This is a genomic window from Photobacterium sp. 270122K (assembly GCF_059941365.1).
In genome coordinates, this window is the sequence record NZ_JBPOEN010000007.1 from 178895 (window position 1) to 202667 (window position 23773).

Annotated in this window: 18 protein-coding genes and 5 tRNA genes; 14 read left to right on the plus strand and 9 right to left on the minus strand. The window is 51.2% G+C overall.

Features of this window, described 5'->3' with window-relative positions; all coding sequences use genetic code 11:
* The first annotated feature begins 201 nt into the window (after positions 1-201).
* The gene (locus tag ACSF8W_RS14210; RefSeq protein WP_500847937.1) at positions 202-1458 is read left to right on the plus strand and encodes an aromatic amino acid transport family protein; all 1257 of its coding nucleotides are present in this window, start codon (positions 202-204) and stop codon (positions 1456-1458) included.
* A gap of 109 nt (positions 1459-1567) precedes the next feature.
* Here the strand turns inward: ACSF8W_RS14210 and ACSF8W_RS14215 are convergent, their stop codons facing one another.
* Positions 1568-3451 carry a methyl-accepting chemotaxis protein gene (locus tag ACSF8W_RS14215; RefSeq protein ID WP_500847938.1) on the minus strand — a complete coding sequence of 628 codons (1884 nt, stop codon included), beginning with the start codon at positions 3449-3451 and terminating at the stop codon, positions 1568-1570.
* A 313-nt stretch (positions 3452-3764) separates the two neighbouring features.
* Between ACSF8W_RS14215 and ACSF8W_RS14220 the strand changes: the two genes are divergently transcribed.
* From ACSF8W_RS14220 to ACSF8W_RS14240, 5 genes are all read left to right on the plus strand, one after another.
* Positions 3765-5126 (plus strand): Na+/H+ antiporter NhaC family protein, encoded by a 1362-nt coding sequence (locus ACSF8W_RS14220; RefSeq protein WP_500847939.1) that lies wholly within the window; start codon positions 3765-3767, stop codon positions 5124-5126.
* A gap of 245 nt (positions 5127-5371) precedes the next feature.
* Complete coding sequence (gene ushA / locus ACSF8W_RS14225) at positions 5372-7045, plus strand: bifunctional UDP-sugar hydrolase/5'-nucleotidase UshA (protein WP_500847940.1); 1674 nt, start codon at positions 5372-5374, stop codon at positions 7043-7045.
* Positions 7046-7222: 177 nt separating this feature from the next.
* On the plus strand, positions 7223-7699 hold the full coding sequence (gene ybaK, locus ACSF8W_RS14230) for a Cys-tRNA(Pro) deacylase (protein WP_500847941.1): 477 nt from the start codon (positions 7223-7225) through the stop codon (positions 7697-7699).
* A gap of 24 nt (positions 7700-7723) precedes the next feature.
* Positions 7724-8632 carry a LysR family transcriptional regulator gene (locus ACSF8W_RS14235; RefSeq protein ID WP_500847942.1) on the plus strand — a complete coding sequence of 303 codons (909 nt, stop codon included), beginning with the start codon at positions 7724-7726 and terminating at the stop codon, positions 8630-8632.
* 108 nt (positions 8633-8740) lie between these two features.
* Positions 8741-9355, plus strand: coding sequence for a LysE family translocator (locus ACSF8W_RS14240; RefSeq protein ID WP_500847943.1), 615 nt, complete (start codon positions 8741-8743; stop codon positions 9353-9355).
* 86 nt (positions 9356-9441) lie between these two features.
* Here the strand turns inward: ACSF8W_RS14240 and smrA are convergent, their stop codons facing one another.
* On the minus strand, positions 9442-10023 hold the full coding sequence (gene smrA, locus ACSF8W_RS14245; protein WP_500847944.1) for a DNA endonuclease SmrA: 582 nt from the start codon (positions 10021-10023) through the stop codon (positions 9442-9444).
* Positions 10024-10150: 127 nt separating this feature from the next.
* On the minus strand, positions 10151-10291 hold the full coding sequence (locus ACSF8W_RS14250) for a DUF3149 domain-containing protein (protein WP_428477798.1): 141 nt from the start codon (positions 10289-10291) through the stop codon (positions 10151-10153).
* Positions 10292-10880: 589 nt separating this feature from the next.
* Between ACSF8W_RS14250 and ACSF8W_RS14255 the strand changes: the two genes are divergently transcribed.
* The 5 genes from ACSF8W_RS14255 (at position 10881) to ACSF8W_RS14275 (ending at position 11422) form a co-directional block, all read left to right on the plus strand.
* Positions 10881-10957 (plus strand) — tRNA-Pro (locus ACSF8W_RS14255).
* A 39-nt stretch (positions 10958-10996) separates the two neighbouring features.
* Positions 10997-11073, plus strand: a tRNA-Pro gene (locus ACSF8W_RS14260).
* A gap of 40 nt (positions 11074-11113) precedes the next feature.
* A tRNA-Pro gene (locus tag ACSF8W_RS14265) sits at positions 11114-11190 on the plus strand.
* Positions 11191-11229: 39 nt separating this feature from the next.
* A tRNA-Pro gene (locus ACSF8W_RS14270) sits at positions 11230-11306 on the plus strand.
* A 39-nt stretch (positions 11307-11345) separates the two neighbouring features.
* Positions 11346-11422, plus strand: a tRNA-Pro gene (locus tag ACSF8W_RS14275).
* Between the two features lie 750 nt (positions 11423-12172).
* Here the strand turns inward: ACSF8W_RS14275 and ACSF8W_RS14280 are convergent.
* From ACSF8W_RS14280 to ACSF8W_RS14290, 3 genes are all read right to left on the minus strand, one after another.
* Entirely contained in the window at positions 12173-13054 is an 882-nt protein-coding gene (locus tag ACSF8W_RS14280; RefSeq protein ID WP_500847945.1) for a DMT family transporter, read from the minus strand.
* Positions 13055-13083: 29 nt separating this feature from the next.
* On the minus strand, positions 13084-13959 hold the full coding sequence (locus tag ACSF8W_RS14285) for a TraB/GumN family protein (protein WP_428477800.1): 876 nt from the start codon (positions 13957-13959) through the stop codon (positions 13084-13086).
* Between the two features lie 212 nt (positions 13960-14171).
* Positions 14172-16928 carry a heavy metal translocating P-type ATPase gene (locus ACSF8W_RS14290; protein ID WP_500847946.1) on the minus strand — a complete coding sequence of 919 codons (2757 nt, stop codon included), beginning with the start codon at positions 16926-16928 and terminating at the stop codon, positions 14172-14174.
* A 187-nt stretch (positions 16929-17115) separates the two neighbouring features.
* Between ACSF8W_RS14290 and cueR the strand changes: the two genes are divergently transcribed.
* Positions 17116-17511, plus strand: a complete 396-nt coding sequence (cueR, locus tag ACSF8W_RS14295) for a Cu(I)-responsive transcriptional regulator (RefSeq protein WP_428477802.1) — start codon at positions 17116-17118, stop codon at positions 17509-17511.
* A gap of 108 nt (positions 17512-17619) precedes the next feature.
* Here cueR and ACSF8W_RS14300 read toward each other — a convergent pair whose 3' ends face one another.
* From ACSF8W_RS14300 to tesA, 3 genes are all read right to left on the minus strand, one after another.
* Complete coding sequence (locus tag ACSF8W_RS14300; RefSeq protein ID WP_500847947.1) at positions 17620-18474, minus strand: co-chaperone YbbN; 855 nt, start codon at positions 18472-18474, stop codon at positions 17620-17622.
* Between the two features lie 552 nt (positions 18475-19026).
* Positions 19027-19854, minus strand: a complete 828-nt coding sequence (locus tag ACSF8W_RS14305) for an SDR family oxidoreductase (protein ID WP_500847948.1) — start codon at positions 19852-19854, stop codon at positions 19027-19029.
* A gap of 9 nt (positions 19855-19863) precedes the next feature.
* Positions 19864-20511: a multifunctional acyl-CoA thioesterase I/protease I/lysophospholipase L1 gene (tesA, locus tag ACSF8W_RS14310; protein ID WP_428477805.1), complete on the minus strand. Its 648-nt coding sequence runs from the start codon at positions 20509-20511 to the stop codon at positions 19864-19866.
* Here tesA and ACSF8W_RS14315 point away from each other — a divergent pair.
* Positions 20510-21184, plus strand: coding sequence for an ABC transporter ATP-binding protein (locus ACSF8W_RS14315; RefSeq protein ID WP_428477806.1), 675 nt, complete (start codon positions 20510-20512; stop codon positions 21182-21184). The two genes, tesA and ACSF8W_RS14315, sit on opposite strands and share 2 nt — an antisense overlap.
* Positions 21181-23724 (plus strand): ABC transporter permease, encoded by a 2544-nt coding sequence (locus tag ACSF8W_RS14320; RefSeq protein ID WP_500847949.1) that lies wholly within the window; start codon positions 21181-21183, stop codon positions 23722-23724. Before ACSF8W_RS14315 ends, ACSF8W_RS14320 begins: the two co-directional genes overlap by 4 nt.
* The last annotated feature ends 49 nt before the right edge of the window (positions 23725-23773 follow it).

A 23773-nucleotide genomic window follows, 5' to 3' on the forward strand; every position in this document is an offset into this window, starting at 1 on the left:
CAAAAATTAAAATTTTAGTGTTTTATTCCTACCTAATGCTTAATTGTTGTATTAAATCCTGACTTTTTGCTAAAGGCGTGGTTTTTCACCCCAGAGAGTTGGTCGGTATTAAGTCGTAAGTCTGCCTGCCGCGTTTTGAGTATTTCCTGCTGACTATGCATACTCACCACCGATTATTATTTTGTATAGCTAGGTGGTCACGTGTCATTATCTCAAGAAACTCAGCCTGTTTGCGAAACGCAGCAAACTGCCGGTTGGAACAAGCACGATACAAGTTGGATGCTGAGTCTCTTCGGTACGGCAGTCGGGGCCGGGATCCTATTTTTGCCGATTAACGTCGGTATGGGCGGCTTTTGGTCGATGGTGATCATGGCATTGTTAGCGGGCCCGATGACCTATTTTGCTCACCGTGGTTTAGCGCGTTTTGTGTTGTCCTCTTCGCGCCCAGAATCCGATTTCACGGACGTGGTTGAAGAGCATTTTGGCCAGAAAGCGGGCCGCTTGATCTCCTTGCTGTACTTCTTGTCTATTTTCCCCATTCTGCTGATCTACGGCGTGGGTCTGACGAACACCGTGGATAGCTTTATTGTTAACCAGCTTGGCTGGGAAAGTCCATCGCGTGTGGCGTTGTCTGGGCTACTGGTGTTTTTGATGATTGCGGTGATGATGGCAGGTGAGCGTGTTATGCTGCGTGCCTTTGAAATTATCGTGTACCCATTGGCGGCAATTTTGGCGGGTCTTTCTTTGTATCTGATCCCATCATGGCAATGGCCTGATCTGTCTTTGGGTATGGATGTTCCAGCGTTTGCGGTGTCTTTGTGGTTAGCGATCCCTGTATCCGTGTTTGCCTTTAGCCATGCGGCTGCCATCTCAAGCTTTGTGCATGCACAACGTCGTCATTACGGTCAGCAAGCTGGCGTGAAATCAGAGCTGATTTTAAAGCGCACTTCAATCATGCTGATTGCTTTTGTGTTGTTCTTTGTCTTTTCTTGTGTGCTTAGCCTGACGCCAGCACAACTGCAAGAAGCGAAACTGCAGAATGTCTCGGTACTGTCATACTTGGCGAACATTTATAACAGCCCATTCATTGCACTGTTGGGCCCATTCATCGCCTTCATTGCAATTTCATCGTCGTTCTTAGGCCACTTCATGGGTGCCCGTGAAAGCCTCAATGGCATGATGCAAAAGCAGGTGTCATTACCCGCTCGTGCCATTGATAAGCTGGGTATTGCTTTCTTATTCTTTGCTATTTGGTTTGCAGCGGTAATGAACCCAAGCATTCTTGGCATGATGGAAGTGTTGTCAGGTCCTGTTATTGCGATGATCTTGTTCCTAATGCCAATGATTGCGGTTCTGAAGGTTGATGCCTTGAAAGCGTACCGCCGTCATATGAGTACTTACTTTGTCTTGGTGATGGGTGTACTGGCTGTCTCGGCAATTGTGTTTGGTTTGATCTAAGTTGTATACCGTTAACCTGCCAGACAAATAAACAGAAAATGTAATAATAAAAAAGGCGGTATCTTTGCAGATATCGCCTTTTTACGTTTTAACGTCTGACGTTCAGCGCTTACAACTTAAAGCGGTTTATCTCTTGCTGTAGCTGGTTAGATAGCTCAGACAGTTCCGCGGCTTGTCGCGCAGCGGCATCGGCTTCTTGGGCTAGGGCATTCGACACATCGCGGATCCCTTCCGTGTTACGGGTGATCTCACTGGTGACAGAAGATTGCTCTTCCGCCGCAGAGGCAATCTGTGTGGCCATATCACTGATATTGGTCACCGCACTGTTGATTTGTGACAGGCTGGTAGAAGCTGAGTTCGCATCGTCTACGCTGGTTTCAGCCAGACGGCGACTGTCTTCCATGATGCCGACAGCGCGTCCTGTGGTTTGTTGTAACGTTTCAATCATCTGCTGAATTTCTTGAGTCGAGGCGTGGGTACGCTGACTCAAGATACGCACTTCGTCGGCGACGACCGCAAAGCCTCGGCCTTGTTCACCGGCACGGGCCGCTTCAATCGCTGCGTTCAGTGCCAACAAGTTGGTTTGCTCGGCAATGCCCTGAATGGTCGACAAAATGGTATTGATGCTTTGCGCATGGGTATTGAGTTCGCGGATCACGCCTGTAGCGCTATCCACTTCACCGGCCAGGCTCGAGATAGACTGTTGGCTCTGGTTAACTTGTGTCGCACCATGCTCTGACACATTGACAGTATCACCCGCAGTACGCGCAGTGTTGTCGGCATTACCTGCAATTTCTTGTGTGGCGGCGGCCATCTCATTGATCGCCGTTGCGACCATGTTGATTTCATCTTGCTGGTGCTGAATACGTTTACTGCGCACTTCTGCCTGTGACGCGGTTTGATGCGCTTGTGCGCTCAGCGACAGAGACACTTCGTTTAGTTTCACCACCATCGCATGCATGTTGCCTACAAAGCGGTTGAAGTTATGCGCTAACAGACCGACTTCATCATCACTGCGAGGTTCCAGACGCTGGGTCAGATCGCCTTCACCGGTGGCAATCTCGGCCAGTGCGTCAGACACGCGAGTCAGATCTTGGAACAGGTAATTGACCAGCAAGGTCACCGCACCAATCACGAGGGCAGTGATGACGATCGCGGTCAGGATCAACTGGCGCAGTAAGGAGGCGTGGCTGGCTTCTTCTGTGGCACGATCCATTTCAATGCCGAGCACCCAATCGGTATGAGGGACATCAGCAAAATAGAACAGTTTTTCTTGGTTGTTGACGTGGGCGATTTCAATGGTGCCTGTCTGTATTGATTTTTCAATCATACCGATATTGAGCTCATTGCTTAGGGTGTTGATCGGTTTTAGCAGCAGGGACTGATTAGGGTGAGCGAGAAAGGTGTTGTCCTGCTTATTGATCAACATGGCGTACGCATTTTTGCCTGCATCGAGATTGATCACATCATTAATCAGCTGATCGATAAGCACATCAGCTCCAACGACACCGGTGAGCGCCCCGTTACTGTATAGCGGTTCGGCAATGGTGATCAGTAAGGCATTGGTGATGGCATCTTGATAGGCGGTTGTGATGATTTGCTGGCGGGCATTTTGTGCTTCATGGTACCAAGGGCGGGTACGGGGATCGTAGTCCGCGCGGTTACGCTCTGGGTGAGAGCGGTACATCTGACCGGCAGGTGTGCCGAAGTAGATATCGTCAAAACCACCGGCATTACGTGCTTGTTGCAAGAACGGTACTCTGTCTTGTGCTTGGCTATGGTCGTTAAACGCAGAGGCAATATCACGGCGAATGTCGACCCAATCGGTGATACCGACCGTTGTGGCATCAGCCAAGCTTTCAGCGCGAGCATAAATGCCATTGCGGTTTTGCTCAAACAGTTGACCCGCTGCAATCCAAGTCAGCGCAGTGGCCATAATGACAACTGCGGACAGGCTTGCACCGATCAATTTTTGTTTTAAGGTCAGCGTCATGGTTTCTTTTTTAATCCTTATGGGGAATTTTGCGCTGAATATTATAGTCTTGTAGGAATTTTCGCACGGATAAGTGACGAGTATTCTTTGCATGTATGTATGCTTTTCAAATTAGTGTGATCGGTGACACGTTTATTGTTTTTTTTGCCGTGAATCAATCAGTCATTTTTTGGCAAGAGAAATGCATAAAGTTGAAGTGAAAACAGTTGGGGAACGGGATCTTTTTTAGATGTTTAGACGTCTATAAGTTGACTGCGATAGCGGCAACACTTAGTCTAAGCCATCAATTTACAATAGATGTCCTGTAGTCATCATGTCGAATAAAACACAACCATCAACAACAGAGCCTTCGCCGTCAGCCTTGGCTTTACTCCCCCTGGGGATATTCCTTACTCTCTTTATTGGAGTGGGGACTTACTTAACGTTACAAGGCGTTGATTTTGCCTTTTATCAATTGCCTGCACCGGTAGCGGTATTACCGGCTGTCGTCGTGGCGATTTTGTTGAGTAAAGAAAAACTCAATAAAGCCATTGAGCAATTTTTGCGTGGTGTCGGCCATAGCGACATCATTGCAATGTGTATGATTTACCTGCTTGCCGGTGCTTTTGCCTCAGTCGCGAAAGCCACGGGTGGCGTGGATGCCACGGTAAACCTTGGTCTTGCTATGCTGCCTGCGAGCATGATCCTACCGGGTATCTTTGTGATATCTGCGTTTATTGCGACAGCAATGGGCACCTCGATGGGGACCATTGCGGCCGTTGCGCCTGTGGCATTGGGGATCGCCCAAACCGCAGGGATGGATGTGGCGTTAACCGCCGGTGTGGTACTGAGCGGTGCCATGTTCGGTGACAACTTGTCGATCATTTCTGATACCACCATTGCATCAACCCGTTCTCAAGGTTGTCAGATGAAAGACAAGTTCCGCGAGAATATCCGTATCGCGTTGCCTGCCGCCATCGCCGCGATGGCGCTATTCTTGTTCAGCAGCACACCAACGGACTTGCCTGCGACCACGCAGATCGAATGGCTGAAAGTCGTGCCGTACATCACCATCTTGGTGCTGGCCGTATCGGGTATGAATGTCTTTGTTGTGTTGAGCTTAGGCATTGTGCTGGCGGGGGGCATTGGTCTGATCTCGTCTGAGACCTACGATCTGACCACCTACAGCAAAGACATTTATGCGGGCTTTGGCAACATGCAGGAAATCTTCCTGCTGTCTATGCTGATTGGCGGTATGGGAGAACTGATGCGCCGCCAGGGCGGTCTGGCCTATCTGACACAATTGGTGAGCCGAGTGATCCGTGTGTTCAGTAAGCAACATTCTGAAGGTCAGAACCTGCGCGCGAGTGAATTGGGTATTGCGGGCTTGGTGAGCATGACCAACTGCTGCACGGCGAACAATACCGTTGCGATCATTGTATCGGGTGGTGTGGCACGTGAATTGGCGGAAGAAAATGGCGTAACGCCACGTCGTTCAGCCAGTTTGTTGGATATATTCTCTTGTGTGGTACAGGGCTTGTTACCTTATGGCGCACAAGCGTTGTTGTTGGGCTCTGTTTTCAGTCTGTCACCGCTAGAGGTGGTATCACACTCTTACTACTGTTTGTTCTTGGCTGTGGCAGCCATTGTTGCCATTTTCTTGAAGCATCCATCCAGTAAGCTTGCGGCTGCGTAATGGCCTGACCCTTACGTTGCGTTTGAAGCGGCGTTTAAAAAAGCAAGAAGCCTCACTTCGGTGGGGCTTTTTTACGTCGAGAGAAAAGATCCCGGCGTCGAAGAGGGGAGATTTTTCGTTGTGGAGCGAACGGGAAAGTGATCCCGATAACAGAATTTCGGATGCTGTTTAGTGCGATTGGCACTGTTACGTAAAATAGACGAAATAATAAAAAGTAACGTTCAAACAATAAGGATAAGCCACTCATGGCAGAGAATTTTTTGATTAAAGCAGGGCTGGCAGCGGCCATTTTGGCGGGATTAACGGGGTGTGCGGGCTCTGCCGGTGTCACGGCGCCTGCGTGGCAAGCGGATCAAACCTATAAATTCACCGTCTTGCATACCAACGACCATCACGGCCGCTTTTGGCAGAATAATCATGGTGAGTATGGCATGGCCGCCAGAAAAACCTTATTGGATCAATTACGTGCTGAGATCGCGGCCGCAGGGGGAACCTCATTGTTGCTGTCAGGCGGCGATATTAACACCGGCGTCCCTGAGTCAGATTTACAAGATGCCGAACCGGATTTTAAGGGGATGAATCTACTGGGTTACGATGCTATGGCGCTGGGTAACCATGAATTTGATAATCCGTTAGACGTGTTGCGTAAGCAGGAAGCGTGGGCGGAATTCCCGATGCTGTCTGCCAACATTTATGACAAGCAAACCGGTAAGCGTTTATTTCAGCCGTACCAGATCTTTGAGCAGCAAGGGCTGAAGATTGCGGTGATTGGCTTGACGACCGAAGACACGGCCAAAATCGGTAACCCAGAATACATTGGTGGCGTGGAATTTCGCGATCCGAAAGTGGAAGCCAAAGCTCTGATTGCGGAATTAGAGCAAACGGAGAACCCGGACGTGATCATCGCGGCAACGCACATGGGCCATTATGCCAATGGGCAGCGTGGCGTGAACGCACCGGGCGATGTGGCATTGGCGCGCTTTATGGAGCCGGGTAAATTGGACATGATTGTGGGTGGTCACTCACAAGAGCCAGTGTGTATGGAAGGCCCGAATCTTTACAACAAGAATTTTAAGCCAGGCGATGCTTGCCAGCCGGATCAGCAAAACGGCACGTGGATAGTTCAAGCTCACGAATGGGGGAAATACGTCGGTCGTGCCGATTTTGAGTTCAAAAACGGTGAGCTGCGTATGATCAGCTACGATTTGATCCCGGTGAACCTGAAGAAGAAAGTGACCTTGCCGGACGGCTCTAAACAGCGCGTGTTTATTCAAGACGAAATTGCCCAAGATGCCGATGTAAAAGCGTTTTTGCAGCCGTATCAAGAACAAGGGCAAGAGCAGCTGAATGTAAAAATTGCCCAGTCTAACGGTAAGTTGGAAGGGGATCGTGATGTGGTGCGTTTTGAGCAAACTAACTTAGGCCGTTTGATTGCCGCGTCGCACATGGAACGGGCGAAAGCCGATTTCGCTGTGATGAACTCCGGTGGCGTGCGTGCTTCCATTGACGGTGGGGATATCACTTATAAAGATGTGCTGACGGTGCAGCCGTTTGGCAATATTGTGACGTACACTGATATGACGGGAGCGGAAGTGCTGGGCTACCTGAATGCAGTGGCGACCAAGCCGGTGGACTCTGGCGCGTATGCCCAGTTCTATGGCGTATCGATGACAGTGCAAAATGGGCAAGTGAGCGATGTAAAAATTGGCGGCAAGGCACTGAACCCCGCTGAGACATATCGCTTTACCGTGCCGAGCTTTAATGCGGCAGGGGGAGACGGTTATCCGAAACTGAGCGATCACTCTGGGTATGTGAACACGGGCTTTGTGGATGCAGAAGTGTTGAAAGAATACTTGGAAGCCAACAGCCCTATTGATGTGAATGCCTTTGCACCTCGGGGTGAAATTACCTACCGCTAATTGATTTAGCAGCAACAGTCGAAGTCAGGCAACGCCTCGGTTGAACCGGGGCGTTTTTGTGTGTCCGTTTCTTTTATGTTGGCAACCTTACTTTGAGTATATGGTGGCGCTTTTATATTGGGGCTGACAGGCGCTTGGGCTATATTGTTTTTTTTTGATAGATGAAGTGGATCTGTTATGACGCCTGCTATTGACCTTGCGAAAAAGAAGAAGATTGCCCATACCCTTCACCAGTATCAACATGATCCGGCGAACACCAATTTTGGGTTAGAAGCGGCAGAGGCATTAGGGCAGGATCCGAAAACCGTGTTTAAAACCCTGCTGTTTGCATTGAATGGCGATCCGAAGAAACTGGCCGTGGCGATAGTACCAGTGGCCGGCCTGCTGGATCTGAAAGCAGCAGCGAAAGCTGCAGGCGGAAAGAAAGCTGATATGGCAGACCCGCATTTGGCAGAGAAAACCACGGGTTACATTGTCGGTGGGATCAGTCCGTTGGGGCAAAAGAAACGCCTGCCGACGTTCCTTGATAGCAGTGCACAGCAGTTTGAGACGATTTGTGTCAGTGCGGGGCGTCGTGGTCTGGAAATCGAGCTCGCGCCTGCGGATTTGTTGGCACTGACCGGTGGCCAATTTGCGGCTTTAGCCAAAGCATAGCGCTGTTGTGGCTGAGGGGCGGTGATGGATCACATTAATCTGAATTTATTGCGGACACTGCAAATTTTGCTGGAAGAGCAGCATGTTAGCCACAGTGCTGAGCGCTTGTGCCTGACGCAGTCAGCCGTCAGTCGGCAATTGACACAGTTACGTGAAATGTTTGCTGACCCACTGTTGATCCGTGAAGGGAACGGCTTGGTATTAACGGTAAAAGCCAGTCAGCTAAAACCACGAATTGATCAAATATTGGCAGATTGCGGTGATTTGCTGGTGGATCCCACCTTCAGCCCCGAGCACTGGAAAGGGGCGATGGTGATGGCCTCGTCAGATTACGTGGCACAATATATTTTGCCTGACATTGTGGTGCAATTGCGCCAGCAGGCCCCCGTATTAACGTTGCATTATCAGCTTTGGCAACCGGCACAAATCGGTCAGTTAGCGGAGCTAAATATTCAGCTGGTATCGACGATGCTGCCTGCTATTCCGGATGGTTTGTGTGGCGCACAGATTGGCGCGGATTTTCCGGTGGTGGTGATGCACAATCAGCATCCTCTGGCTACGGTACCGGCGCTGTCGGCCAGTGATCTTTCTTTGTACCCTCATGTCAGGGTGTCTGCTGGTGGTGATAAAGACAGTTTTGTCGACGGCGCATTACGCGCACAGGGTTTGCAGCGAGAGGTGCGCTTATCCGTCCCGTTTTTCAGTGCCGCGTTTAATACTGTGTGTCGCACAGATATGTTGATGGTGATACCGCAGCACATTGCTCATAACATGCAAGCACATTTCCCGCTGAGCTATAAACCCATGCCATTGGTGACGACAGAGCACCGCTATTGGTTGCTATGGCACCCGCGTTATGATGCCGATCCTGCGCATCGTTGGGCGCGGGAACAAATTCTGACGGTATTGCGCGATTCTATGTATTCCATGTAGATCCTATTTGTGGGCTATGATTTGAATTCATTGCCACGATGATTTCTTTTGATTTCCACGAATAGTGCGTCATTGCTACAGTAGCGCCATTACTTAAGGAGAATGGCAATGACTTTCACGGTTTGGCTTTCGTTATTAATGGTTTGCATGCTCGGTGCGATGTCACCCGGGCCAAGTTTGGCAGTGGTTGCGAAACACAGTTTATCTGGCGGACGCGTTCATGGGTTGGTAACGTCATGGGCGCACGCGATGGGCGTGGGCGTGTATGCCTTACTGACCTTGCTCGGGCTTGCTTTAGTCCTGCAGCAGTCCCCCCTATTGTTTGATGTGATCACTTACGCCGGTGCCGGTTATCTGGCGTATTTAGGCGTGAATGCGTTACGTTCAAAAGGGGGCGTGGCGGCCAAACTGGCTGCCGGAAAACCAAGCAATTTGTGGGAAGCGGCGCGTGATGGCGCGATGATTTCATTGTTGAACCCGAAGTTGGCGTTGTTCTTTTTGGCTTTGTTCAGCCAGTTTGTGGCGGTGGGGACTGAGTTCAGTAGCCGTACCATTATCGTCGCCACGCCATTGTTGGTGGATGGCTTATGGTACACCTTGATTGCCTTTGTGCTGTCTAACCCACGTGTACTCGACAAACTACGTACTAAAGCCCAGTTGATTGATCGCCTTTCTGGCATTGTCTTGATCCTGTTGGCGGTACGTGTTGTGATGCAAGCGTAGCGTCGATTGACGGCTTAGATATCGGAATCAAAAAAGGAGCCAAAGGCTCCTTTTTGTCGTTTTATTCTCGGTGTCAACGTTTCTGTTTAGCCTTGACGCTTACTGTGACGTTCTCGGTTTTCTAATTTCTTTTCAGGGCTCTTTTTCAGCATGACATACAGAGCACCATTGCCTCCGTGTTGACGTAATGCTGAGTGGAAGCACATGACATCACTGATTTGTGCCAGCCACGTGCTGACATAGCTTTTCATGAGTGCCGGAGGATTGGATTTTTCTCCTTTTCCATGCACGATGATCACGGTACGAATATCCATTCGTTGGCACTGGCGCAGGAAATTAAGCACGTCATCGCGAGCTTCTCGCAAGGTTTTGCGGTGCAAATCAAGCCGCGCGTGGATGTCATACTTACCCAATCGCAACTTTCTGAATACGCCATCTTGCACACCGTCACGTTTGAATTCGATCAAATCATCGGGTTTAACCATGTTGGCATAATCCAGTGATAAATAGTCAGGATCACTGTCAGAGAGTGTTTGTGCCGCTAAACGACGCGCAAGATGTGCTTCTGTGGTGTGATGTTGAGCAGAAAGTGTGACGGTATCTTGTTGGATAGGAGCGACATCCGCCATCATTTCACGAAAGAAATCGCGTTCATCATTATCAGACATGATCATTCAAGGTATTGGGTGTACAGGATTGTAATTATACCCATTTCTTGAAGAGAGAAAAAATAAAACCAGGATCAACACTGGCAAGGCTGATCCTGGCGCAAGCAGCTGGCTTGGCGAAATGGTGCTAGTGAGGAGACGGAGCCGACAGCACTTTGTAGACAAAGAAGCCGCCAAAAAATAGCATTAAGCCTAACGCCCCAAAGATAACGATCATTGATGAAAGGCCCACGGCATTGCCGAAAAGCAGGTCTAGCCAAAAATCCATAATAACTCCTTTGGTGCGCAACAATTAAGGCTACCATAACGAATGATGCATTTTTGTTGCGATGATCTGGATCAAAGGTGATAAAGTTGTGGTTAATTAGTGTTTGTGTGTGTGGTGTTGATCGCTTTTTCATCGTTGCTGGTGCTTCTTCGAGCAATTGAATCGTGAAATGAAAAAAAATGGGTTTTACTCTTGCCAAATCTCTATGGCTGAGTAATATAAGCGACCTCGGCAGCGTTGGCGCTGTCGTCAAGTAAAAGGTTTTAATCATCTTTTACACAAGTCGGTGAATAGCGTAGTTAGGAAGAGCATATCTGCTTTTCGGTAACAGCGGACCAGAAGGTCGGGGGTTGCTAAAACCTTGTAGATCTTGATCGGCCTCTTCACCGACCAGTATTTAAACGTAGTGGTTTGTAAGAACCGTTATGTATGTCGGTGAATAGCGTTGTTAGGAAGGGCATCTCTGCTTTTCGGTAACAGCGGACCAGCGGACCAGAGGGTCGGGGGTTGCTAAAACCTTGTAGATCTTGATGGCCTCTTCACCGACCAGTATTTAAACGTAGTGGTTTGCAAAAACCGTTATGTATGTCGGTGAATAGCGCAGTTTGGTAGCGCATCTGGTTTGGGACCAGAGGGTCGGGGGTTCGAATCCCTCTTCACCGACCACTATTAAACGTAGTGGTTTGCAAAAACCGTTATGTATGTCGGTGAATAGCGCAGTTTGGTAGCGCATCTGGTTTGGGACCAGAGGGTCGGGGGTTCGAATCCCTCTTCACCGACCAGTATTTAAACGTAGTGGTTTGCAAAAACCGTTATGTATGTCGGTGAATAGCGCAGTTTGGTAGCGCATCTGGTTTGGGACCAGAGGGTCGGGGGTTCGAATCCCTCTTCACCGACCACTATTAAACGTAGTGGTTTGTAAAAACCGTTATGTATGTCGGTGAATAGCGCAGTTTGGTAGCGCATCTGGTTTGGGACCAGAGGGTCGGGGGTTCGAATCCCTCTTCACCGACCACTATTAAACGTAGTGGTTTGTAAAAACCGTTATGTATGTCGGTGAATAGCGCAGTTTGGTAGCGCATCTGGTTTGGGACCAGAGGGTCGGGGGTTCGAATCCCTCTTCACCGACCACTATTAGAAGCCTCAGTCGAAAGATTGGGGCTTTTTTACGTTTGTCAGAAAGTGGTTTGTGAAAAGCGTTATGTCTGTCGGTGAGTAGCGGAGTGTGGTTGCGCATCTCTGATCTTGGATAGAGGCGGACCAGAGGGTCGGGGGTTCCTGATTTATTTCGAGCGCGGCCTCTTCACCGAACATACACCCAAATATTTAATCGAAGCCTCAGTTGAAATACTGGGGCTTTTTTACGTTTGTCAGAAAGTGGTTTGTGAAAAGCGTTATGTTTGTCGGTGAGTAGCGGAGTGTGGTTGCGCATCTCTGATCTTGGGTAGAGGCGGACCAGAGGGTCGGGGGTTCCTGATTTATTTCGAGCGCGGCCTCTTCACCGAACATACACCCAAATATTTAATCGAAGCCTCAGTCGAAAGACTGGGGCTTTTTTACGTCTGTCAAAAGGTGGTTGTAGAAACCGTTATGTCTGTCGGTGAGTAGCGGAGTGTGGTTGCGCATCTCTGATCTTGGGTAGAGGCGGACCAGAGGGGCGGGGGTTCCTGATTTATTTCGAGCGCGGCCTCTTCACCGACCATACACCCAAATATTTAATCGAAGCCTCAGTCGAAAGACTGGGGCTTTTTTACGTTTGTCAAAAGTGGTGAGTCGCGCCGTTTAGGATATATCCCTTATTCTCTGCCCACTTTTTACATGAAAGCCTCGTCAGAAATGACGAGGCTTTTTGCTTTCTGGGTGTTGGTGTTTACTGATTTATTACGCTTTTGGGCTTTGCCGCGACATCCACAAGGTGTGGCCAGCCAAGGTCACAACAATGATTGCCGCGCCCATCGCGACCTCTTTGGAAGGGGCATCGCCGAGAAACCACCAGACCAGTAATGGGCCGAAGAGGATTTCCAGCAGCAAGATCAAACTGGCTTCAGCCGCTGGCAGGTATTTGGGGCCAAGGGAGATCAGCAAGAGTGAAAATGGCACGACACCCGCACACAGTAAGACGGTGTAAAGGGCTTCAGAGGATGAGAGTGAAAAGGGTTGAGCGCCAGCCAATAGCGAAATGATTGCGGTAAAGCAGCCGGAATAAATCAAAAAGACGTTTGCATATTGGGCTTTTGTCTTGCGGAGCATGATGAGATACACCGACATGGAGACGGCGGTGACCAGAGCGAAGGTATCCCCTTTTAACTCGGCAGAGCTGGCTTGACCGGCAAATACGAGCCAGATGCCGCCGACCGCGATAACAATGGCCAACATCGTCGCTTTATCTAATCGTTCTCCCAGCCAGAAAAACGCCAGAATGGCGGTGATCATCGGCGCGGTATTGGCGATGACCAAGGTACTGGTGACTTCGGTACTGTCGATGGAAAACACAAAGCAGATGGTGGAGGCAGAAAACAGCAGTGCGACCAGCAGGGTGCTGAGGGCCGGACGCAAACCATGCTTGATGATGACAGTGCGATCTTGGTGCCATTGCACGGTGAACAGCACGATGGCAGGCAACAGACCGCGCCAGAATATCAAGGTCCACTCGTGGCCATCAATGAGGCGCACGAGCAGGCTGTCGAAACTTAAAATCATGACCCCGAGTAGGGTGTAAACCCGTCCGCGTTGTCTATCGTCGAGTGTATCCAATAACGTCATGGCGGTGCTCGCTGTCTGATGGTCGCGTGTTATTTACAGTGAACGTTTGTGCCCTGAGTGAGCAAGGAAACGTCAAACCCTTGCTGTGCCAACAGAGCAGGCACGCCTTGCTTGCCGAACAGGTGCATGGCACCGACGACGACAACAAAATTCCCGTGTTGATACGCGGGCGCATGGGTTAACTGTGTCGCCCAGTCGTGATTACGCTTCTTGATCAATACATCGTCGGTGTGCGCGTCATATTGGCTGTCATCGACTAACTCTAGCAGTTGTTGCTCATCACCGGCTTTCCAGGCCGCTAACAAGCAGTTGAGTTGCGATTGCATGTCATCCCATTCATTGATGGTGCTTAACAGTAAATCTTTACCGTGATCGTCCAGCGTTTCCAGCAGGCGAATTTGTTGCGCGAGGCTTTCGAGTTCCATTACCGGTAACTTCTGGGCTTTGGCGCGTTTAAGCAATGTGACATCAATGCCTTTGTCTGCGGAGAGGCCCGCTTGTGTCGCCATGGTCATTTGCAGGGTAATGGCACTGAGCCAAGGGGGTGATTGCAAGAGTGGCTCGCTGGGCAGGGAGAGCTTATTCGCCAGTGTGCTCAGGTTGTGTTGCTCTGCGGATGACAATAAGCGTTGTGTGGCGGGAATGGTGGGGTCGAGCGTCGGGGTGAACGGTTGCAGAATATCTGCTTCTACCACCAGCGCATCCGCCTGTTGCCAGCGTTGTAAAAACGCCGAGGGTAGCGGATAGAAATCGGCAGAGCCAACATGGATAGCCCCTAAAAAGGTAAAGTTGCGATCGCCTTTTTCGGCCAGCCAGACCATCGGCTCGGCGGCGGCGTGTGCAGAGAAAAAAGGCAGAAGCACGAAAGCGTGCGCGAATATTTTCTTGAGAAAAGAGAGAGACATAATCACCGTTTATACATGACGCGAAGACCATTCAGTCTTCAAGGTATAGCAGTCTGCGTTGTGATTCAATGCGTGAGGGGGTATGTACAGTACCTGTCCGGCCAGATAGCCGGACAGAACCGTAAAGTAGCGCTTACTTCCTGCTGTCAGGGTGTAACCAGAACCACCAGATAATAAGCCCAATCAGGAACAAGCCAAGAATTGCTGTCATGTTAGTCATCCTTCTGTGATGAACGTGTACGGCTGGGCGACGTAATGCCTGACGGGGTAAATAACCGTAGTCGATTTGCGTTACTCACCACCGTGATAGAAGACAGCGCCATTGCCGCGCCTGCGACCACTGGGCTCAGTAGCGCACCGGTAAATGGGAAAAGCACACCGGCAGCAACAGGGATCCCGAGGCTGTTATAAATAAAGGCCCCGAACAAATTCTGCTTCATGTTTTTCAAGGTGGCACGAGACAGTTGGATCGCATCGGCCACGCCATGTAACGAGTGACGCACCAAAGTCAGTTGCGCACTTTCAATGGCCACATCACTGCCACTGCCCATCGCAATGCCGACTTCTGCTTGTGCCAGTGCCGGCGCATCGTTGATGCCATCACCCACCATGGCGACTTTTTTGCCTAGTTGCTGCAAGCGCTGTACTTCGGAGGCTTTGCCATCCGGCAGTACCCCGGCAATGACTTGCGTGATCCCCGCTTGTTGAGCGATTGCCTTGGCGGTGGCTTCAATATCACCGGTCAGCATGACTACGTCCAGCCCCATGGCTTGCAGGCGTTCAATCGCCGCAATGGAGTCATGACGCAGTGGATCGCTGACCCCGAGGATCCCGGCTAACTGACCATCAATGGCGACATAAATCGGTGTGATCCCTTGATGACTGATGGTGTCAGCATCATCTGCGGATGCTGAAAAATCCACGCCGTGCTGTTCCAGCAAGCGTTTATTACCCAATAACAGCGCATGGCCATCCACTTCCCCTGAGATCCCAAATCCCGGTGTGGCATGAAATTGCTCGACGGGTTGTAGGGGCAAATCTGCCGCTTTGGCGGCGTCGATAATTGCACGGCCTAACGGGTGCTCAGAGCCTTGTTCAAGGCTGGCGGTTAATTGCAGAACCTGCTCAGCGCTGAAGCCGTGGTAGTGCGTTTGAGTCACGAGCTGAGGCTTGCCTTCTGTCAGGGTGCCTGTCTTATCTAGCACGACCGTATCGACGTCTGCGGCCACTTGTAGCGCTTCTGCGTTACGAATTAATACCCCGTACTCTGCGGCGCGACCGATCCCCACGGTGACGGACATCGGGGTGGCGAGTCCTAATGCACACGGACAAGCAATGATCAGTACCGTGGTGGCGGTGACCAGCATGTAGCTGGACGATGGATCAGGCCCAAAGTAGTACCAAACCATGGCGGTCAGTACCGCAATGATCATCACGGTCGGGACGAAAATAGACGAAATAGTGTCTGCTAAACGCGCCAGCGCGGGCTTGCTGCTTTGCGCTTGGCGAACTAACTCAATGATCCGCGCGAGCATGGTATCGCGACCAATTTTTTCGGCCGTGAACAGCAGGGTACCGTGTTGGTTTATCGTCCCCGCATGCACGGTATCACCAGCCTGCTTGTTCGCGGGTAGCGGCTCACCGGTCAGCATCGATTCATCAATGTAGCTTTGCCCTTGCACAATGGTGCCATCCACCGGCACTTTGCTGCCGGGGTATAAACGAACTGACATGCCCGTTTGAACGTCAGCCAGTGGCACTTCGCGTTCTTCGCCGTTTTCCACAATGACGGCCGTAGGCGGCTGTAAATCCATAAGCTGCTCAAGGGCTTTTGAAGTACGACTGCGTGCACGGGCTTCTAACGCATGGCCCAAGGTGATCAAGCCTAAGATCATCGCGGAGGCTTCAAAGTACACGTGACGCGCTTGCATTGGCAGGAGATCCGGCGCAATGACCACCAACATGGAATAGAGCCACGCCGCGCCAGTGCCCAGAGCCACCAAGGTGTCCATGGTGGCACGGTGGTGCTTGAAGGCTTTCCAGGCATTCACAAAGAAATGGCGACCAATGGTCAGTAACAACACCAATGTCAGAATGCCAACCAGTCCCCAGCCGATTTGGCTGGCGGTGGAGGTGATCATCATGCTGCCGCCGAACACGCCCCACGCCATGAGCGGGATACCGACACCAAGGCCTATATAGGCATTACGCATGTGTTGGCGATAAATCTGGGCGTTTTGAACTTGTTGGCGTTCACGGCGGGTCTGTTCGTCTTCCGATAATTCGGCGCCATAGCCTGCCGCATCTACCGCATGAATAATGGCACTGGCATCCACATCGCCGCTGACCAAGGCTGTGCGTTCAGCCAAGTTCACGTTGGCGGTATTCACACCGTCAACGGCACGGATCGCTTTTTCTACCGATGCCACACAACTGGCACAGGTCATGCCTGACAAAATAAACTGCTGGGTTTGCGTGCCCGATACGGCTTCCGATTGTTCCGTCGGCGGGGTGATGGCCTCTTTCGCTGCCTCGTCCTCGGCGTTCTCGATCGTATTTGGAGAGGCCACAGACGCATGCTCAGGCACATTTTCTGGTACGGAGAACCCCAGCGAGGTGATCACGGCAACCACTTCGGCCAGACTCAGGCGGGTGGTGATAGATAAATGGGTTTTGCTGGCTTGGTAGTCAGTGACAGCAGGATGGGCGTCTAACGCGGCGTTAACCTTGCCCACGCATTTGCCACAAGAAAGCCCCGCCAACGGCAATTCGTAATGAAAGCCTGCTTCATAGCCTAACTCTTCGATCGTGTTGATCGCGGTGTCGGGGGCGAGATCGCCGTGGATCACTGCGTGTTGTGTATCCACCGAAACGGACGTGACATCGGGTAACGCAGTCAGTGCTGCTTGGATTTTTCCGGCACAGTTCATACACCGTACCTTGCCTAATGAAAGGGTAAATTCAGCCATAATAGCGCCTCTATGCACAAAGCATGATAACGAAGATGGCTCATAATAAAGCTTCCATCAACTGGAAGGTCAATGTTTTTATCAATGTGGCCGTTGATTATTGCTAAAGGGTTGAGGTTCCGGCGTGAAGCACAAATAATAAAGAGAGTATCGGTTGTAACCTGCCGTGAAAGGCAAGGCGAGTTTTATGAATATCAGTGACATTGCACAACGCACCGGATTGACCGCCAAAACAATCCGTTTTTATGAAGAAAAAGGCATTATTTCTCCGCCAGACAGGGCGGCAAACGGTTATCGGCAGTACCATCAGCAACATGTGGATGAACTGCATTTGATCCGCCGCTCACGGCTGGTGGGATTCACGTTGGATGAGAGCCGAGAATTATTGGCCTTTTCCCGCGATCCACAGCGACGCAGTGCGGATGTGAAGCAAAAAGCGGAGCTGAAGCTGGTGGAAATTGATGAAAAAATCAATGAACTCTTGCAGATGAAGCAAACGCTGGAAGCATTAACTGCACAGTGTCCGGGTGATGAAGGGGCGAGTTGTCCCATTATTGAAGGCTTGTGCCAACACAAAAAATAGCGGTGTGGGCGATCACGTCGGTGCCGATTTTGTCACCGGCCGGGAACGGGCTTCCCGGCCGATGTATAGCGAGCCGAGTGGGGGCGGCTTGCTTTGCTTAATACCGTATTAGTACAGCAGTGAATACAGCTGACGACGGTATGTGCTTGCCAGTGCATTGCCTTGGCCTAACGCCGCGAGAATATCCATCATGGTTTTCTTCGCATTGCCGTCGGCAAAGTTCAGGTCTTTGCGTAGCAGGCCAATCAGTAGCTCCAGTGCTTCTTCCGCACGATCCACTTGGCTGTACTGTACGGCTAATTCAAATGCCAGCGTAAGGTTGGTTGGCTCTGCCGCCAATTTCTCTTCTAATAAGCGGATCTCAGGGGAATCTGCCGCTTGTTTGTGCAACTCTAACTTCGCCATTAATCCTTTGTATTTCGCATCCTGATCTTGCATCAAAATGGTGGCCAGAATGGCTTCCGCTTCGTCATACAGCTTGGTTTCAATCAGACATTCGGCCACGGCCAGTTTGACTACCGCGTGTTCACCAAAGGTCGCGGTGAGGGGACGTAGTAAGGTCAGGGCTTCGGTATATTGTTGATTTTCGACTTTCTCTAAGGCGTCTTTTAACGCGAGTTCGTCCTGACTTGGCAGGTATTTGTTGAGCATCTCACGCAGTGATTGTTCGGTTTGCGGACCGGCCATGCCATCAATAGGACGACCGTCTTTAAACAGGGCGATTGTTGGCAAGCTTTGTACGCCAAATTGACCCGCAACCATCGGTTGTGCTTCACAGTTCAGGGTTGCCATCGTCAGCATGCCCGGGTATGACGCCACGATGTTTTCAAGCAGATGATTGATTTCCCGGGTTTCTGGCATGGATGGCGCCCAGAAGCTGATCACCACGGGCGTTTGCATTGATTGCTCAATGACCTGTTGAAGGTTTTGTTCGTTCAGTTCGATAGCAAGTGGCTCGTACATGGATTTATCTTCACTCCCTGCGCAGTGGTCGTGGATGGAATAGGAAACCGATATAGACAATGCCTAAAGGTCAGTATTATCACTAGTTATGGGGGGAGACGTGCAGGATTTCAAGGTATCTGTGATGAGGAAGGTGTGAACGGTATCAGGAAATAAAAAAGGAGAGCACGTGCTCTCCATTTTTATTGAAACGTCAACATTAATGCGAGTGTCACGCAGACACAGAGAAGATTAATTTGGCGCAATGTCATGACTACACCTTATTTTGTTTTGTTAATGTTTTTATTGTTCAGGGGGCAAGTGAACGCAGGGTAGGGACCGCTTTCAGCTTACCTGATTAAGATAACCTTGGTATGTGACACTAATATGACGTTTCTTTGTTTTTTTGGGGAATTTCTTACAGGGTGAAATCAACGCGCTGTTTTTGCTAATTAGACGTGGCGATATGCTGTCTTTTTGATCGTGAACTTCTGTGTTTATTGTTAATTAATAGCCAGTTATGTAAAAGCCAGCACAATGGCTGGCTTGATTGAAAAATAGACACGCTGTGAGTTAGGTGCTTTTTTTCAGCAGTTTATCGAGCCATTGCGTAGGGAGAATGCGGCGTAAGAAGCCAAACAGGTAAGTAGGCTGCGTCACATAGTATCGCGGGGCCGGATGGGCACTGTTGATGATCGCTTGTAATGGTTTAAATACGGCCTCGGGGCCTAGCGTAAACGCATTGGACGGGGTGTCTTTGCCCAGCCGAGACAAGGTCTGCTGATAGTTGTCGTGATGGCGTGAGGTGTTGATATCGATGTACTGCTCAAAGCGGGCTTTTGCATTGGCGCGAAATTGGCTTTCAATCGGCCCAGGTTCGATCAGGCTGACATGAATGGGGGTATCTGACAGTTCTAAGCGCAGGGTATCGGTATAGCCTTCAAGGGCAAACTTACTGGCGTTATACGCGCCGCGGTAGCGCATCGCGACCAGTCCCAGTACTGAGCTATTTTGCACAATCTTGCCATGGCCTTGTTTGAGCATCAGGGGGATTACGGCTTTAGTGAGGTGGTGCCAACCAAAAAAGTTGCTGTTGAATTGCTGACGCAGTGCGTCGGTCGGCAAATCTTCCAATGCGCCGGGTTGCCCGTAAGCGGCATTGTTGAACAACACATCCAGTCGTCCGCCAGTCAGGATCAGTGCGTCAGCTAAGCCTTGCTCAATGGAGGTTTCATCATCCATATCAAGCTGCACACAGAGCAAGCCTTCGTCTTGTAAGCGCGCGACATCCTCGGGTTGACGGCAACTGGCCACCACCACATAGCCCGCCTTGTGAAGCGCATGGGCACAATAGTAGCCGATCCCGGTACTGCAACCTGTCAGTAAAAGCGTGGTGGTCATGGTGTATTCCTAGGGTAAGTCAGACGGTGCGCTGGCAGCGCGTGATTGAACATGGGATGACAGATGCGGCGCCATTTCTGTCGCCATGAATTGGGCAATCCACGGTTGTGCATCTGCTTTCGGGTGCAGGCCGTCTTCCATCATCCATTCTTGGCGAAGAATGATGTGTTCAAGGAAGAAGGGCAGCAGCGGGACTGACATCTCGTCACTCACGTCTTGAAACACATTGGCAAAGTGGGCGCTATAGCGTTTGCCGTAATTTGGCGGTACAACTATCTGCATCAGCAAGGGTTTGGCCCCTGCCGCGTTGATCTGAGTGATCATGTTGGCCAGATTATTGCGTATAGTTGAGGGAGGAAACCCGCGCAAGCCATCATTGGCACCGAGCTCGATCATCACATAATCCGGTTGATGGGTCGTGAGCAGGGCGGGAAGGCGAGCCAGCCCGTTACCGGTGGTATCACCCGAAATACTGGCGTTGATCACCGTTACTGTGTGTCCTTTTTTTTGCAGCTGCGCTGGCAGCAAGCTTGGCCAGCTCTGTTCTGCGGCCATGCGATAACCGGCACTGAGGCTATCGCCCAATACCACAAGGGTCGCTGCAACACTTTGCGACGAAAAGATCACAAAAAGCATTACTGAAAGGAATCGTATCATGTCTACATCCGTGATTAAGGCGGTCTCTGTATCCAAACAGGTGACGACAGCATCGTCGTCACTGACCATTCTGCAGGATGTTTCGCTTGAGGTCGAGCAGGGCGAAGCGATTGCGTTGGTTGGTGTCTCAGGGGCGGGCAAATCGACCCTGATGACGTTACTGGCCGGGCTCGATACCCCCTCGCAAGGACGCATTGAATTATTGGGGCAATGTATTTCCAGCATGGATGACGAAGCCCGTGCAGCACTGCGCAGTGCCTCTATTGGTTTTGTATTCCAGAGTTTCTTATTGATCCCTTCGCTCTCCGCGTTGGAAAACGTGTTGTTGCCCGCCCTGATCAAGGGGGAGGTGGCCGATGAAGCACGGGCACACGCGTTATTGGCCCAAGTGGGGTTAGCGGGGCGAGAAAGCCATTTACCGTCTCAATTATCCGGCGGGGAGCAACAGCGGGTTGCGTTGGCGCGTGCTTTCATGACTCGTCCCCATATTTTGTTTGCCGACGAGCCCACGGGAAACCTTGATCAGCATACCGCCGCCACCGTGATTGAATTGCTGTTTGCTTTAAATCGCGATCATGGCACCACTTTGGTATTGGTGACCCACGATCCGCAATTGGCACAACGCTGTGACCGCACATTGACCCTTGAGGGTGGGAGCATGGTGGCCGCATGACCGAGATCAGTACCCCGACCGACTCGCCCCGACCGGTTTATCGTGGGTTATTAACCAAGTGGAGTTGGCGTGAATTGTGGCAAGGACAGCTATGGCCTGTGGCCGTCGCCTTGACCTTGATTATTGCCTGTGTGTTTGCCTTGAGCGCGTTGGTGATGCGGGTTGAAGCGGTCATGGTTGATCAGGGCCGGTCGATGATTGCCGCTGATCGGGTCTTTCGATCGGCTAACCCGTTACCGCCTGATTTGCTGACCCAAGCACAGCAGCAAGGCCTGCAAACCTCGGTCCAAACCCGTTTTGGCACCATGGCCTTCAGTGATAACGCCATGCAGTTGGTGAGCGTGAAAAGTGTCGACAGTGCTTTTCCGCTGCGGGGTGAATTGACCTTGCAAACGGCGAACGGGGTGCGCCATCAGGTGCAACCTGGTGAGTTATGGTTGGCGGCGCGGTTGTTTGATCTGCTGCAGGTGAAGGTGGGCGATACGCTGGCTATCGGGGATGCGGATTTAGTCATCAGCGGCGAGATCGTGCAAGAGCCTGAACTGTCGTTTAACCCTTTCAGTCAAATGCCTGCGGTGTTGATCCATGCCGATGACTTAGCCCACACCGGCGCCATTCAGCCGGGCAGTCGGGTGCAATATCGGGCGTACTTTAAAGGGGATGAGGCACAATTAACCGCCTTGCAGGAGACGGTGCCATTGGCTGCCGGTGATCGCTGGCTGAGTGAAACCACGCAGGGGCGCACTGGGGATATTCTGGAAAAAGCCCGCCAATATTTATCATTAACCCTTATCTTGGTCATCATGATGGCGACCGCCACCTTGGTGCTGACATGTTTGCACTATGTGTCGACGCGGCGTGAAACCGTAGCCATGATGAAAAGTTTGGGGGCCAGTCGCCGTTGGTTGTGGTTGTGGTTATCGCGACAATTGGTGATGTTGTTTGCGTTGGCGGCCGTGGCGGGTGGTGCCATTGGCAGTGGGTTAGAGTATTTATTGCGCTTGCCATTGGGCGAGATCTTGCCACAAGTGCTGCCTAGCGTGGGGATCACGCCGTTTGTAGTCAGTGTGCTGGTGGCCTTACTCGTGGCGTTGCCCGCCATGGGGATCGCGTTGTGGCAGTTGGTGGAAGCGCCCGCCATTGCCGTAATGCAGCCGCAAGTGGCGGTGCCATTGAATCCGCGCCGGTATTTGTTGTTATTGTTTCCTATTACCGCCGCACTGTGGTGGTTTGGGGACAATGGCCTGATGTGGGTGACGCTGGCGGGCTTGGCAGTGCTTATGGGCGTGCTGGGATTACTCGGTGTCATGGTGGTAGCGTTACTGAAACGGGGGCGTTGGGGGGCGTCGATGCAGCTCGCATTGAGTCGGATCAGCCGTAGTCCTTTCGCCACAGGCGCACAGTTAGCCGCACTGACCTGTTCGTTGATGTTACTGACAGTGATTTGGCTGTTACGCAGTGATTTACTCTCTGATTGGCAGCAAACCTTGCCTAGCGATGCGCCGAACGTGTTTGCGCTAAATATCAGCCCAGACCAACAGGCCGATTACCTTGCGGCGTTGGATACCCATGCGGTCATGCGTTCTGACGGGTATCCGGTGATCCGCGGGCGGATCACTCATATCAATGATGACGCTTTACTACCTTCTTCATCGCCTTCAACCGCAGCAGATAAAGCGTCCGACACACAGAATATGAACAGTGGACAGGAGGCTGAACGCGTAAAAGAGACGACGAAGGCTGAGGCGCCAGAGGTCAGAGACGAGTCACTGCGGCGTGAGTTGAACTTTACCTGGCGGGAAACCTTACCGGTGCACAACACGACAGTGGCCGGCACATGGGGACAAGCGGGCGGGGTGTCAGTGGAAAGCGGTATTGCGGACCGGTTGGGGATCCAACTCGGTGATCAGCTGACGTTTAGTGTCAATAGTCAGGTTTTTTCTGCCAACGTGACACACCTTCGTGATGTGGAATGGCGCAATATGCGGCCGAATTTCTACTTCATTTTCACGCCGGATGTCATGGCAACGTTGCCTGCCACCTGGCTGGTGAGTTTCCGCATTGAAGCCGGACAGGAAGCGCTGATTAACCAACTTGGTCGTGATTTCCCGACGGTGAGTTTGCTTGACTTGCGCACCATGGCGACCCGTATTCAGGGCATTATGCAGCAAATTTCTCTGTCTTTGTCGGTGCTGGCAGGGCTAGGGGTCATCAGTGGGTTACTCTTGGTAATGACCTTGCTACGCCTGAGTATGGCGCAGCGGAAAATGGAAATTAAGCTCTACCGGACGTTGGGCGCCAGCCGTCAGCGTATTACCACCACGGTGTGGGGGGAGTATGGCATCATGGCGTTGATTGCCGGTGTGATGGCCGCGATAGGGGCCGAGTCAGTGGTCGCCGCGTTAGTGACGTGGGGCTTTGAATTACCCGTCACGATGCACCCTTGGGTATGGGTGGGCGTGCCACTGCTTTCTTTGTTGTTGGTGGTGATCATTATCCGTTCGATGTTGCAGCAATTACTTCAACCGTTGCAGCGATAGCATGGCATCAAGGTAATACGCGAGGAACTAAAAACGGCGCTGATCTTAT

What these genes read in the sequence shown, in the direction of transcription:
- ACSF8W_RS14290 (WP_500847946.1), bottom strand. Translation starts at nt 16,928, where the DNA reads ATGGCTGAATTTACCCTTTCATTAGGCAAGGTACGGTGTATGAACTGT.
- cueR (WP_428477802.1), top strand. Translation starts at nt 17,116, where the DNA reads ATGAATATCAGTGACATTGCACAACGCACCGGATTGACCGCCAAAACA.
- ACSF8W_RS14220 (WP_500847939.1), top strand. Translation starts at nt 3,765, where the DNA reads ATGTCGAATAAAACACAACCATCAACAACAGAGCCTTCGCCGTCAGCC.
- ACSF8W_RS14300 (WP_500847947.1), bottom strand. Translation starts at nt 18,474, where the DNA reads ATGTACGAGCCACTTGCTATCGAACTGAACGAACAAAACCTTCAACAG.
- tesA (WP_428477805.1), bottom strand. Translation starts at nt 20,511, where the DNA reads ATGATACGATTCCTTTCAGTAATGCTTTTTGTGATCTTTTCGTCGCAA.
- ACSF8W_RS14240 (WP_500847943.1), top strand. Translation starts at nt 8,741, where the DNA reads ATGACTTTCACGGTTTGGCTTTCGTTATTAATGGTTTGCATGCTCGGT.
- ybaK (WP_500847941.1), top strand. Translation starts at nt 7,223, where the DNA reads ATGACGCCTGCTATTGACCTTGCGAAAAAGAAGAAGATTGCCCATACC.
- smrA (WP_500847944.1), bottom strand. Translation starts at nt 10,023, where the DNA reads ATGTCTGATAATGATGAACGCGATTTCTTTCGTGAAATGATGGCGGAT.
- ushA (WP_500847940.1), top strand. Translation starts at nt 5,372, where the DNA reads ATGGCAGAGAATTTTTTGATTAAAGCAGGGCTGGCAGCGGCCATTTTG.
- ACSF8W_RS14235 (WP_500847942.1), top strand. Translation starts at nt 7,724, where the DNA reads ATGGATCACATTAATCTGAATTTATTGCGGACACTGCAAATTTTGCTG.
- ACSF8W_RS14315 (WP_428477806.1), top strand. Translation starts at nt 20,510, where the DNA reads ATGTCTACATCCGTGATTAAGGCGGTCTCTGTATCCAAACAGGTGACG.
- ACSF8W_RS14250 (WP_428477798.1), bottom strand. Translation starts at nt 10,291, where the DNA reads ATGGATTTTTGGCTAGACCTGCTTTTCGGCAATGCCGTGGGCCTTTCA.
- ACSF8W_RS14280 (WP_500847945.1), bottom strand. Translation starts at nt 13,054, where the DNA reads ATGACGTTATTGGATACACTCGACGATAGACAACGCGGACGGGTTTAC.
- ACSF8W_RS14215 (WP_500847938.1), bottom strand. Translation starts at nt 3,451, where the DNA reads ATGACGCTGACCTTAAAACAAAAATTGATCGGTGCAAGCCTGTCCGCA.
- ACSF8W_RS14285 (WP_428477800.1), bottom strand. Translation starts at nt 13,959, where the DNA reads ATGTCTCTCTCTTTTCTCAAGAAAATATTCGCGCACGCTTTCGTGCTT.
- ACSF8W_RS14305 (WP_500847948.1), bottom strand. Translation starts at nt 19,854, where the DNA reads ATGACCACCACGCTTTTACTGACAGGTTGCAGTACCGGGATCGGCTAC.
- ACSF8W_RS14320 (WP_500847949.1), top strand. Translation starts at nt 21,181, where the DNA reads ATGACCGAGATCAGTACCCCGACCGACTCGCCCCGACCGGTTTATCGT.